The 12,661-nt window shown below is 71.0% G+C and carries 10 protein-coding genes; all 10 read left to right on the top strand.

Annotated elements, in window-relative coordinates:
* Window positions 1-2: 2 nt before the first annotated feature.
* From QFZ27_RS14185 to QFZ27_RS14230, 10 genes are read left to right on the top strand one after another with little or no spacing between them, the layout of a single operon-like run.
* A complete protein-coding gene (locus QFZ27_RS14185; protein ID WP_429227038.1) occupies window positions 3-1,754 on the top strand; it encodes a peptidoglycan D,D-transpeptidase FtsI family protein in 1,752 nt (583 codons plus the stop codon).
* Window positions 1,751-3,202: a UDP-N-acetylmuramoyl-L-alanyl-D-glutamate--2,6-diaminopimelate ligase gene (locus QFZ27_RS14190; protein WP_429227039.1), complete on the top strand. Its 1,452-nt coding sequence runs from the start codon at window positions 1,751-1,753 to the stop codon at window positions 3,200-3,202. Before QFZ27_RS14185 ends, QFZ27_RS14190 begins: the two co-directional genes overlap by 4 nt.
* Window positions 3,199-4,665: a UDP-N-acetylmuramoylalanyl-D-glutamyl-2,6-diaminopimelate--D-alanyl-D-alanine ligase gene (locus QFZ27_RS14195; RefSeq protein WP_429227040.1), complete on the top strand. Its 1,467-nt coding sequence runs from the start codon at window positions 3,199-3,201 to the stop codon at window positions 4,663-4,665. The genes QFZ27_RS14190 and QFZ27_RS14195 overlap by 4 nt, the downstream gene beginning before the upstream one ends.
* A 28-nt stretch (window positions 4,666-4,693) precedes the next feature.
* Window positions 4,694-5,779: a phospho-N-acetylmuramoyl-pentapeptide-transferase gene (mraY, locus tag QFZ27_RS14200; RefSeq protein ID WP_429227041.1), complete on the top strand. Its 1,086-nt coding sequence runs from the start codon at window positions 4,694-4,696 to the stop codon at window positions 5,777-5,779.
* Window positions 5,780-5,783: 4 nt separating this feature from the next.
* Window positions 5,784-7,181, top strand: coding sequence for a UDP-N-acetylmuramoyl-L-alanine--D-glutamate ligase (murD, locus tag QFZ27_RS14205; protein WP_429227042.1), 1,398 nt, complete (start codon window positions 5,784-5,786; stop codon window positions 7,179-7,181).
* Window positions 7,182-8,303 (top strand): FtsW/RodA/SpoVE family cell cycle protein, encoded by a 1,122-nt coding sequence (locus tag QFZ27_RS14210; protein WP_429227043.1) that lies wholly within the window; start codon window positions 7,182-7,184, stop codon window positions 8,301-8,303. It abuts the gene before it with no gap.
* A complete protein-coding gene (gene murG / locus QFZ27_RS14215) occupies window positions 8,300-9,430 on the top strand; it encodes an undecaprenyldiphospho-muramoylpentapeptide beta-N-acetylglucosaminyltransferase (RefSeq protein WP_429227044.1) in 1,131 nt (376 codons plus the stop codon). The genes QFZ27_RS14210 and murG overlap by 4 nt, the downstream gene beginning before the upstream one ends.
* A 17-nt stretch (window positions 9,431-9,447) precedes the next feature.
* On the top strand, window positions 9,448-10,884 hold the full coding sequence (gene murC, locus QFZ27_RS14220; RefSeq protein ID WP_429227045.1) for a UDP-N-acetylmuramate--L-alanine ligase: 1,437 nt from the start codon (window positions 9,448-9,450) through the stop codon (window positions 10,882-10,884).
* Window positions 10,881-11,798 carry a D-alanine--D-alanine ligase gene (locus QFZ27_RS14225; protein ID WP_429227046.1) on the top strand — a complete coding sequence of 306 codons (918 nt, stop codon included), beginning with the start codon at window positions 10,881-10,883 and terminating at the stop codon, window positions 11,796-11,798. The genes murC and QFZ27_RS14225 overlap by 4 nt, the downstream gene beginning before the upstream one ends.
* Window positions 11,786-12,652, top strand: coding sequence for a cell division protein FtsQ/DivIB (locus tag QFZ27_RS14230; RefSeq protein WP_429227047.1), 867 nt, complete (start codon window positions 11,786-11,788; stop codon window positions 12,650-12,652). The genes QFZ27_RS14225 and QFZ27_RS14230 overlap by 13 nt, the downstream gene beginning before the upstream one ends.
* The last annotated feature ends 9 nt before the right edge of the window (window positions 12,653-12,661 follow it).

Consider the following 12,661-nt stretch of genomic DNA (forward strand, 5'->3'; position numbering starts at 1 on the left):
CGATGGCCATCGCCTCCGACCTCCCCCTCGCGCATCCCGGCTCCCGGACCATCCAGGCCGACGCCGGCCGCTCCGGCCGCACCCTGGCCGCGGCGATCGAGACCGGCCGGCAGCGCGTGGTCGTCACCGCGCTGGTCTTCGGCATGGCCTTCGCCGGCATCGGCACGGGGCTGGTCCGGCTGATGGCGTTCGCCGACACCGGCGAGGGCGCGCCGGTCGCCATGGTCGGCTCCGCCAGCGACCGGGCCGATCTGCGCGACCGCAACGGGCTGATCCTGGCCACCACGCTGCCTTCGATGTCGCTCTACGCCGACCCGAAGCTGGTGATCGACCCGATCGAGGCGTCGCTGAAGCTGAGCAAGGTGCTGCCGGATCTGAAGCAGGACAAGCTGCTGGCCGATCTGTCGTCGGACCGCCGCTTCGTCTGGCTGAAGCGCGGCCTGACCCCGGCCCAGCAGTATGAGATCAACCGTCTCGGCATCCCCGGCCTGGCCTTCCAGAACGAGGAGCGCCGTTACTATCCGTCCGGCGGGCTGACATCGCACGTCGTCGGCTTCACCAACATCGACGCCCAGGGCATCGCCGGGTTGGAGAAGAGCCTCGACGACCGCCTGCGGAACGGCGAGTCGGTGGCGCTGTCGATCGACCTGCGGCTGCAGGAGATGGTGCGGAACGAGCTGCAGGCCACGATCGCCAAGTTCAAGGCGACGGCCGGCAACGTCATCATCATGGACGTCAAGACCGGCGAGATCCTGTCCATGGTCTCGCTGCCGGACTTCAACCCTTACGAGCCGACCGCGGCGTCGGATGACGCCCTGTTCAACCGGAACACGCTCGGCGTGTACGAGATGGGCTCGACCTTCAAGATCTTTAACACCGCCCTGGCGCTGGAAAGCGGCACCTCGACCCTGCAGACCACCTATGAGCAGAGCCCGATCCGGATCGGCCGCTTCACCATCCGCAACTTCCGGGCCGAGCCGCAGTCCGGGCGGTGGAGCGTCTACGAGATCTTCCGGCAGTCGATGAACACCGGCTCGGTGCACATGTTCGAGGCGGCCGGGCTCCAGCGGCAGAAGGAGTTCCTGGCCCGGCTCGGCCTGACCACGCCCTCGCCGCTCGAGCTGCCGGAGGTCGGGGCGCCGATGGTGCCGCAGCCCTGGACCCAGGTCAGCGGCATGACCATCGCCTACGGTCACGGCATGGCGGTCACGCCGGTCCAGCTGGTCAGCGCGGTCGCCGCCGTGGTCAATGGCGGCACCCTTCATCCGCCGACGCTGTTCAAGCACGACCCGTCCCGGCCGGTGCCGGGAACGCGGGTGATGTCGCCCGAGCTGTCGCGGATCATGCGGGCGCTGATGCGCGTCGTGGTCGTCAGCGGCACCGCGACCAAGGCAGAGGTGCCCGGCTATTTCGTCGGCGCCAAGACCGGCTCGGCCAACAAGGCGGTGCGCGGCGGCTACAACCGCAAGGCCGGCGTGACCGATTTCGTCGGGATCTTCCCGGCCTATGATCCGAAATACATCGTCATGACCATGCTGGAGGATGCCCAGGCGATCGAAGGCACGTATGGCTACAACACCGCGGGCTGGAACGCGGCGCCACTGGGCGGTCGGATCATCGCCCGCATGGGGCCGATGATGGGCGTCGAGCCGAAGGATCCGAACGACCCGGCGATCCTGGACGCGCTGGCCGTGACACCGGGCGGCCGCAGCGCCCCGCAGGTCGCGGCGGTCCCGGAGGAGGAAGAGGGATGAGCGGCGACGCCTCCACTCTGCCTGCCGGCCTGAAGGGACTGACCGCGGATTCCCGCGCGGTTCGGCCCGGCTTCCTGTTCGCGGCCCTGCCGGGCGCGCGCGCCGACGGCCGCGCCTTCATCGCCGATGCTCTGACGGCCGGCGCCGCGGCCATCCTGGCGCCCGAGGGCACGGTGCTGCCGCCCGGCGCCACCGCCACGCTGATCACCGATCCGAATCCGCGGCGGCGCCTGGCGCTGATGGCGGCGGCGTTCTACGGCCAGCAGCCGGCCACCATCGCCGCGGTCACCGGCACCAGCGGCAAGACCTCGACCGTCAACTTCGCGCGCCAGCTCTGGATCCTCCTGGGCCACCAGGCGGCCAGCCTGGGCACTCTGGGGGTGATGGCGCCGGGGCGTGAGCGCTACGGCTCGCTGACCACGCCCGACCCGGTGGCGCTGCATGCCGAGCTGGCCGACCTGGCCGCGGCCGGGGTGACCAGGCTGGCCATGGAAGCGTCGTCGCACGGCCTCGACCAGTTCCGGCTGGACGGGGTGCGAGTGACGCTGGCCGCCTTCACCAACTTCACCCAGGACCATCTCGACTACCACGCCACGATGGCGGAATATCTGGCGGCCAAGGCGCGACTGTTCGACCAGGTGCTGCAGCCCGGCGGCACCGCCGTGATCAATGCCGACGTGCCGGAGGCGGCGGGCCTCGTCGCCCGCACCCGCGCCGCCGGCCGCACCGCGCTGACGCTGGGCCGCGCCGGCCAGGAGTTCCGGCTGGACCTCGCCGAGCCGCTGCCCCACGGCATCGACCTGCGCTTCACCGCCGGCGGCAGGGCGTATCGGACGGAGCTGCCGCTGGTCGGCGGCTTCCAGGCTTACAACGTGCTGACCGCGCTCGCCCTGGTGGTGGCCGACGGCGCCGACCTCGACGCCGCGGCCGGGCTGCTGGAGCAGCTCAAGGGCATTCCCGGCCGGGTCGAGCTGGTGGCCAGCCATCCGAACGGCGCCCCGGTCTATGTCGACTACTCGCACAAGCCGGGGGCGCTGGAGACGGTGCTGAATGCCCTGCGCCCGCACACCCATGGTGCGCTGGTCGTGGTGTTCGGCTGCGGCGGCGACCGCGACCGCGCCAAGCGCCCGCTGATGGGCGAGATCGCGGCGCGCCTGGCCGACCGCGTGATCGTCACCGACGACAACCCGCGCAGCGAGAACCCGGCCGAGATCCGCCGCCAGGTGCTGGCCGGCTGCCCCGGCGCCGACGAGATCGGCGACCGGGCCGAGGCCATCCGCGCCGCGGTCCAGGGGCTCGGCCCCGGCGATGTCCTGGTGGTGGCCGGAAAAGGCCATGAGACGGGCCAGATTATCGGCGATGACGTACGCCCGTTCGACGATGCGGAGCAGGCGCGCGCAGCCGTGACCGAAGTGAAGAGCGATCCGCGATGGAGACGAACGCCATGACCAATCCTGCGCTCTGGCCGGCCGCGGAGGCGGCCGCCGCAACCAACGGGATGCAGGTCGGCGAGTGGGCGGCGACCGGCGTCTCGATCGACAGCCGCTCGGTCGTGGCGGGCGACCTGTTCGTGGCGCTGCGGGGGCCGAATTTCGACGGCCACGACTACGTCAAGGACGCCCTGGCCAAGGGCGCCGCGGCGGTCATGGTCGACCGGGTGCCGCAGGGCGTGCCGCATGACGCGCCGCTGCTGGTGGTCGACGACACCCTGGACGGGCTGACCGACCTGGCGCGCTTCGCCCGCATGCGCAGCGAGGCGCGGGTCGTCGGGGTCACCGGCTCGGTCGGCAAGACCAGCACCAAGGAGGCGCTGAAGCTGGCTCTGTCGGCCACCGCGCCGGCCTATGCCTCGCAGGGCAACCTGAACAACCAGTGGGGCGCCCCGCTGAGCCTGTCGCGAATGCCGGAGCAGGTCGCCTACGGCGTGTTCGAGCTGGGCATGAACCATGCCGGCGAGATCGCGCCGCTGTCGCGGCTGGTCGAGCCGGACGTCGCCATCATCACCAATGTCGAGGCGGTGCACGCCGCCCATTTCGACTCGGTCGACGGCATCGCCGACGCCAAGGCCGAGATCTTCCGCGGCATGGGGCCGGAGAGCACGGCGATCCTGAACCGCGACAACCCGTTCTTCCCGCGGCTGGTCGCCCATGCCCGGACCCAGGGTGTCGGCCGGATCTGGAGCTTCGGCGAGCATGCCGAGGCCGATGCCCGGCTGGTCGACTGCTCGCTGCACACCGCCGCCAGCGCGGTCAACGCCGTGATCCTGGGCGAACCGCTGCGCTATACCCTGTCGGCCCCGGGCAAGCACTGGGTGCTGAACAGCCTGTCGGTGCTGCTGGCGGCCAAGGCGATGGGCGCCAACATCGCCGGCGCCGCCCGCGCCATGGGCCGGATCACGCCGCTGCGCGGCCGCGGCGCCCGCGTCACCATCGAGCTGCAGCGCGGCGGCCAGGCCGGCAAGCTGGTGCTGATCGACGAGAGCTACAACGCCAGCCCGGTTTCGGTCGCCGCCAGCCTGGCTGTGCTGGGCGGGGTCGACAGCGGCCCGGACGGGCGCCGCATCGCCGTGCTCGGCGACATGCTGGAGCTCGGGCCCGACGCGCCGGCCCTGCATGCGGGGCTGAAGCAGCACATCCTGGCCAACGACATCGACCTCGTCTTCACCTGCGGCCCGGACATGAAGCAGCTGCACGACGCGCTGCCGGAAGGCCGGCGCGGTGCCCATGCGGCCGACAGCGCCGCCCTGGCGCCGATCCTCGCCGAGGCGGTGCGCCCGGGCGACTGCGTCATGGTCAAGGGCTCGCTCGGCAGCCGCATGGCCGTGCTGGTCGAGGCGCTGGAACATCTGCACGTGGCGCGCGAGAACCGGGCCCCCCAGGCCTCGCCCAAGCGCGTCGCCAACGGCCTCTGACCAACGGCCTCTGAAAGGAACGGTCCCGGTGCTTCCGGCCCTCTTCGCCCCGCTCGCCGACCAGGCGCTCGTCTTCAACCTGTTCCGGTACCTGACCTTCCGCACCGGGGCGGCGGTGATGACGGCGCTCGTCATCGCCTTCGTCATCGGCCCGGCGATGATCCGGTGGCTGAAGTCGCGGCAGGGGGCGGGGCAGCCGATCCGCGAGGACGGGCCGGAGGGGCATTTCAAGAAGCGCGGCACGCCGACCATGGGCGGGCTGATGATCCTGATCGCGATCGTGGTCTCGACCCTGCTCTGGGCCGATCTGCGCAACGCCTTCGTCTGGATCGTCCTGCTGGTCACGGTCGGCTTCGGCCTGGTCGGCTTCGGCGACGATTATCTGAAGCTGACCAAGCGCAACCCCAAGGGCCTGTCCGGCAGGCTGAAGCTGGTGGTGCAGGGGGCGATCGCCCTGGTCGCCGTGTTCTGGTACCTGCAGGTGACGCCGGAGGTGCGCGAGACCGCGGTCGCGATCCCGTTCCTCAAGGATGTCATGGTCGAGCTCGGCGTCCTGTTCTTCCCCTTCGCGATGCTGGTCATGGTCGGCTCCTCGAACGCGGTCAACCTGACCGACGGGCTCGACGGCCTCGCCACCATGCCGGTGATCATCGCCGCCACCTGCTTCGGCCTGATCGCCTATCTGGCCGGCAACGCGGTGTTCGCCGGTTACCTGCAGATCCACCACGCCCCGGGCGCCGGCGAGCTGGCGGTGTTCTGCGGCGCGCTGATCGGCGGTGCGCTCGGCTTCCTCTGGTTCAACGCGCCCCCGGCCATGGTGTTCATGGGCGACACCGGCTCGCTGTCGATGGGCGGCGCGCTCGGTGCCATCGCCATGATCACCAAGCATGAGCTGGTGCTGGCGATCATCGGCGGCCTGTTCGTGCTCGAGGCGGTGTCGGTGATCGTCCAGGTCGCCAGCTTCAAGCTGACCGGCAAGCGGGTGTTCCGCATGGCGCCGCTGCACCACCACTACGAAAAGAAGGGCTGGGCCGAGCCGACCATTGTCATCCGGTTCTGGATCATCGCCGTGATCCTGGCCCTGATCGGCCTGTCCAGCCTGAAGCTGAGGTGATCGGATGATCGACCTCTCGCATCTCCAGGGCCGCAGCGTCGCCGTCCTCGGCCTCGGCAAGTCCGGCACCGCCGCGATCCGGGCGCTGAAGGCGGCGGGGGTCGAGGTCGCGGCCTGGGACGACAAGGTCGCCGGCCGCTCCTTCGCCGAGCGCGAGGGCGTGCCGGTGCGCGACTTCGCCGCCGAGGGCATGGCCGGCATCGACCTGGTGATGCTCAGCCCCGGCATCCCGCGCACCCACCCGCGGCCGCATCCGGCGGTGGCGCGGGCGCTGGAGGCCGGCAGCCGCCTGGTCGGCGACATCGACCTGCTGGCTGAGGCACTGCCGGAGGCCGGCTTCCTTGGCGTCACCGGCACCAACGGCAAGTCGACCACCACGGCGCTGCTGCAGCACGTGTTCGAGGCGGCGGGCATCGATTCCGAGGCCGGCGGCAATCTCGGCCCCGCCGCGCTCGGCCTGCGCCCGGTCGGGCCTGGCGGCTGGTACCTGCTCGAGGTCTCGTCCTATCAGCTCGAGACCATCACCGAGGTGCCCTGGTCGATCGGCGTCTTCATCAACATCACGCCGGACCATCTCGACCGCTATCCCGACATGGCCGGCTACGTCGCCGCCAAGACCCGGCTGCTCGACGGCATCCGCCCGGGCGGCACCGCGGTGATTGGCGTCGACGACGATTATTCCCGCACGGTGTTCGAGAAGACCAAGTCGCGGCCGGAGATCCGGGTGATCCCGATCTCGGCCGATCGCGCGGTCCAGGGCGGCGTCTTCGTCCGCGACTTCGTGCTGCACGACGCCACCGAGGGCGAGGCCCGCGCGGTGCTCGACCTGCGCCAGGCACCGGCGCTGCCAGGCGCCCATAACGGCCAGAACGCCGCCTGCGTCTGGGCCGCCGCGCGCGCCGCCGGCGTCGCTGAGGACGTGCTGGCCGCGGCGATCCGCACCTTCCCCGGCCTGGCCCATCGCCAGCAGCTGGTCGGCACCATCGCCGGCATCCGCTTCGTCAACGACAGCAAGGGCACCAACCCGGACGCGGCGGCCAAGGCGCTCGGCTCCTACGACACGATCTACTGGATCGCCGGCGGCCGGCCCAAGGAGGGCGGGCTGGAGGCGGTCGACCCTTACCTGCCGCGCGTCGCCCAGGCCTTCCTGATCGGCGAGGGCACGCCGAAATTCGCCGCGCATCTCGACGGCAAGGTCCCGTATCAGCGCTCGACCGACCTCGACGCCGCGATCGAGGCCGCCTACCGGGCCGCCAAGGCCGACGGCGTCGCCGGCGCCGTGGTGCTGCTGTCGCCGGCCTGCGCCTCCTTCGACCAGTTCGCGAATTTCGAGGCGCGGGGCGAGGCCTTCGCCGCCTCGGTCAAGGGCCTGCAGGTCCGGGTGGAAAGGGGGGAGCTCTAGATGGTGACCCTGGATCGCGCCGACAGCTCGGTCATCGGCCGCTGGTGGTGGACCGTCGACCGCTGGATGCTGCTGCTGCTCGGCATCATCATGGGCATCGGCTCGATCCTGATCCTCGCCGCCAGCCCGGCCGTGGCCCAGCGCATCAATCTCGGCGAGTTCTACTTCATCGAACGCCATCTGATGATGCTGCTGCCGGCCATCGTGCTGACCTTCATGGTCTCGCTGATGAGCCCGGGGGCGATCCGGCGCACCGCGGCGATCGTGCTGCTGCTGTCGATGCTCGGCGTCTTCGCCACGCTGTTCGTCGGGGTCGAGATCAAGGGCGCGACCCGCTGGATCCAGCTGCCGGGCCTGTCGCTGCAGCCCTCGGAATTCGTCAAGCCGGCCTTCGCCGTGGCCGCCGCATGGCTGTTCGCGCAGCAGAAGACCCGGCCCGGCTTCCCCGGTTACATCGCCTCGACCGTGCTCTACGGCCTGATCGCTTTCCTGCTGCTGTCGCAGCCGGATCTCGGCATGACCGTGGTGGTCACCGCGGTCTGGTTCATCCAGTTCTTCATCGCCGGCCTGCCGATGTTCCTGGTGATCGGGCTGATCGGCCTCGGCACCGGCGGCCTGGTCGGCTCCTACTTCCTGTTCGAGCATGTGCGCAGCCGCATCGACCGCTTCCTCGACCCGTCGACCGGCGACAACTACCAGGTCGACCGCGCGCTCGAGGCCTTCACCAATGGCGGGCTGTTCGGCACCGGCCCGGGCGAGGGCTCGGTCAAGCTGTACCTGCCGGACGCCCATGCCGACTTCATCTTCGCCGTCGGCGGCGAGGAGTTCGGCCTGTTCTTCTGCCTGCTGCTGGTGGCGCTGTTCGCCTTCATCGTCGTCCGCGGCCTGTCGCGGGTGATGAACGAGACCAACCTGTTCATCATGCTGGCGGTGGTCGGGCTGGTCACCCAGTTCGGGCTGCAGGCCGCGATCAACATGGCCTCGACCCTGCACCTGATCCCGACCAAGGGCATGACCTTGCCCTTCGTCTCCTATGGCGGCTCGTCCCTGATCGCGCTCGGCTATGGCATGGGCATGGTGCTGGCGCTGACCCGGCGGCATGCCGGAAGCGGGATCCGGTGAGGGATGTCCGGCCCATCCTGCTGGCCGCGGGCGGCACCGGCGGCCATGTCTTCCCGGCGGAGGCGCTGGCGCGGACGCTGATCGCCCGCGGCCACAGCGTGCGCCTGGCGACCGATCCGCGCGGCCGCGCCTTCGGCGACCGGCTGCCCGAGGTTCCGGTCGATGCCGTCCGCTCCGCCACCGTGGCGCCGGGGCTGCTCGGCAAGCTCAGGACCGCGACGCTGCTCGGCCTCGGCTATCTCGATGCCCGCGGCGTGCTGCGCCGGCACCGCCCCGCCGCCGTGGTCGGCTTCGGCGGCTATCCCTCGGCCCCGACCGTGCTGGCCGCTTCCCGCGCCGGCATCCCGGTGCTGCTGCACGAACAGAACGCCCTGCTGGGCCGGGTCAACCGCTGGCTGGCAGGCCGCGCCGCCGCCATCGCCACCGGCTTCCCGCTGCAGGCGGCGGCAGGCCAGGGAGGCCGTCGAGTCGAGGTCACCGGCAACCCGGTCCGCCCGGCCATCGCGGCCAAGTCCGGCGCGCCCTATCCGGCGCCGGCGGAGGAGGGCAGGCTGACCCTGCTGGTGCTCGGCGGCAGCCAGGGCGCGCGGGTGTTCAGCGAGCTGATCCCGGCCGCGGTGGCGCTGCTGCCGGAGGCGCTGCGGACCCGCCTCTCGATCGTGCAGCAGTCCCGGCCCGAGGACATCGAGGCCTGCCGCGGCCGCTACGCCGCGATCGGCGCCGACGCGACGCTGTCGACCTTCTTCGACGACGTGCCGGAACGGCTGGCCGCGGCCCAGCTGGTGATCTGCCGGTCCGGCGCGTCGACGGTCGCGGAGCTCGGCGTCATCGGCCGCCCCGCCATTCTGGTGCCCTATCCCTTCGCCATGGACGACCACCAGACCGCCAACGCCAGGGCCATCGCAGGGTCCGGCGGAGGGTGGCTGATGCCGCAGTCGGAGCTCACTCCGGAAGTGCTGGCATCGCGTCTCGAACACCTGTACACCCGCCCCTCCGTTCTGGTGGAAGCAGCCGGCGCCGCGCGCGCCGCAGCCCATCCGGATGCCGCCGACCGACTCGCCGATCTCGTCCTCGCCCTTGCCGGGCAGGAGGCGGGCGCTCGCGCGTCGGCCGCTACTGGAGCCTGAGTTTAGGAGTACCGCCGATGAGGCAGATGCCGCTCGACATTGGGATGATCCACTTCGTGGGGATCGGCGGCATCGGCATGAGCGGGATCGCCGAGATCCTGCACAATCTCGGCTATTCGGTGCAGGGCAGCGACGTGGCCGAGAGCGCCAACGTCCTGCGCCTGCGCAAGGCCGGCATCGACGTCAAGATCGGCCATGCCGCGGCCCATCTCGGCGACGCCGCGGTGGTCGTCATCTCCTCGGCGGTGAAGAGCGACAACCCGGAGGTCAAGGCCGCCCGCGCCGCTTCGATCCCGGTGGTGCGCCGGGCCGAGATGCTGGCCGAGCTGATGCGGCTGAAATGGTCGATCGCGATCGGCGGCACCCACGGCAAGACCACCACCACCAGCCTGGTGGCGGCGATGATCGACGGCGCCGGCATGGACCCGACCGTGATCAATGGCGGCATCATCAACGCCTACGGCACCAACGCCCGGCTCGGCCAGGGCGACTGGATGGTGGTGGAGGCCGACGAGAGCGACGGCACCTTCACCCGGCTGCCGGCGACCATCGTCGTGGTCACCAACATCGACCCCGAGCATCTCGATTTCTACGGCGATTTCGACTCGGTGAAGGCGGCGTTCGAGCAGTTCGTCACCAACACGCCGTTCTACGGCTTCGCCGTCCTCTGCATCGACCATCCCGAGGTGCAGGCGCTGATCTCGCGGGTCACCGACCGGCGCATCGTGACCTACGGATTCAGCCCGCAGGCCGACATCCGCGCGATCGATTTTTCGATCGAAACGCGCGGCTCCCGCTTCACCGCCGTGCTCCAGGATCGGCAGTCCGGAAAAAGCCGTTCGATACGCGATATTGTGTTGCCAATGCTGGGCCAACACAATATCCAGAATGCGTTGGCCGCTATCGCCGTGGCCCATGAGATGGGAATGGACGACGGGCAGATCATCGAATCCCTGGCCCGCTTCAGCGGGGTCAAGCGCCGGTTCACCAAGACCGGCGAGTCGGGCGGTGTGACGGTGATCGACGATTACGGCCACCACCCGGTGGAGATTGCGGCGGTGCTCAAGGCGGCCCGGGCCGCGGCCCAGAAGCACAAGGTGATCGCCGTGGTGCAGCCGCACCGCTACAGCCGGCTGGCCAGCCTGTTCCAGGAATTCTGCACCTGCTTCAACGATGCCGACATCGTCGTGGTCGCGGATGTCTATGCTGCCGGCGAAGCGCCGGTCGAAGGCGCCACCCGCTCGGCCCTGGTCGAGGGGCTGCGCGACAGCGGCCACCGCCGGGTGATCCCGCTGCCGGGGCCGGAGGCGCTGCCCCAGCTCGCCTACGACCTGGCCCAGCCGGGCGACTTCGTGGTCTGCCTCGGCGCCGGCAACATCACCGCCTGGGCCAACGCCCTGCCCGGCGAGCTCGACGCGCTGCGCGCCAAGAAGGTCGCGGGGACCGCCCGATGACGAAGTCCGTTGCAGTCCTCTACGGCGGCTGGTCGGCGGAGCGCGAGGTCAGCCTCGTCTCCGGCCAGGCCGTTGCCGTGGCGCTGCGCGGGCGCGGCCACCGGGTCGATCTGATCGATGTCGGCCGCGACCTCGAGGCGCTGCTGCGCGCCCTGCGGCCGGCGCCGGACGTGGTGTTCAACGCCCTGCACGGCAAGGGCGGCGAGGACGGCACGATCCAGGGCGTGCTCGACATGCTGGGCCTGCCCTACACCCATTCCGGCGTGCGGCCCTCGGCGATCGCCATGTCCAAGCCGGCGACCAAGCAGGTGGTCGGCGCCGTCGGCATCCGCACCGCCCGCGGCGTGGTGGCAAAGCCGGAGCAGGTGGCCGAGCGCCATCTGATGGAGCCGCCCTATGTGGTCAAGCCGGCGGCGGAGGGCTCCAGCGTCGGCGTCCGCATCGTCCGCGCCAACGACAACGTGCCGGCGATCGACCTGGCTGGCTGGGGCTATGGCGACGCGCTGGTCGAGGAATACATCTCCGGCCGCGAGCTGACGGTCGGCGTGATGGGCGACCGCGCCCTGACCGTGACCGAGATCGCGCACACCCACGCCTTCTTCGACTACGATGCGAAATACACCGAGGGCCACGCCGTCCACACCCTGCCGGCACAGGTGCCGGAGGAGGTCTCGGCCGAGGCCATGCGCCTGGCGCTGCTGGCGCACCGCACCCTCGGCTGCCGCGGCATCAGCCGCACCGACTTCCGCTGGGACGACACCCGGCCGGGGACCGAGGGGCTGTACTTCCTCGAGATCAACACCCAGCCGGGCTTCACCCCGATCTCGCTGGTGCCGGAGCAGGCCAGGCACATCGGCGTCGACTTCGCCGATCTGTGCGAATGGCTGCTGGAGGACGCCGCATGCGGTCGCTGAGCGCCGAGCCCGACGCCGCGCGCCGGCGCGGCAGCGGCGGCACCTCGGTCCGCCGCAAGCCGATGGATCGGCGCCGGGCGGCGGCGCTGCGCCTGGGCGGCATGGCGCTGGGCGGCATCGCCGTGTTCGGCCTGCTGGCCGCGCTGTGGACCAGCGGCACGCTGACCGCGGCCGGGCGCGGCATCCACGGCGCCGTGATGGGCCTGACCGTGGCGGCCGGCTTCTCGGTGCAGGAGGTGCTGGTCGAGGGCCGGCGCTCGGTCGATGGCGGCGTGATCATGGCGGCGCTCGGCGTCGGCCGCGGCGACCCGATCTTCGACCTCGATCCCGACGCGGCCCAGGCGGCGCTGCTGGATGTCCCCTGGATCCGGTCGGCCAGCGTCGAGCGCCGGCTGCCGGACACGGTGTTCGTCCGGATCGAGGAGCGGATGCCGCTGGCGCTGTGGCAGAACAACCAGAGCTTCAGCCTGATCGACCGCGAGGGCCATGTCCTGCCGGTGCCGTCGGTGGCCGATTATCCGGACCTGCCGATGGTGGTCGGCGGCGACGCGGCCGCGACCGCGGCGGCGCTGATCGACGCCCTGTCGAAGACGCCGGACATCGCCCGCCGGATCCGCTCGGCCATGCGGGTCGGCGGCCGGCGCTGGGACCTGATGCTCGACAACCACGTCACCGTGCGGCTGCCGGACGGCGACGTCGCCCCGGCGCTGGCCAAGCTGGACGAGGCGCAGCGGAAGGATTCGGTGCTGGACCGCGACATCGTGGCGATCGATCTGCGCCTGGGCGACCGCATGGTCATCCAGCTCACCCCCGCGGCGGCGGCGCAGCGCGCCCCGACCAAGGACAAGTCGTGATGGGTGGCG

The organism is Inquilinus ginsengisoli, from assembly GCF_050434925.1.
In the GTDB taxonomy this organism is placed as follows: Bacteria; Pseudomonadota; Alphaproteobacteria; order DSM-16000; family Inquilinaceae; genus Inquilinus; species Inquilinus ginsengisoli_B.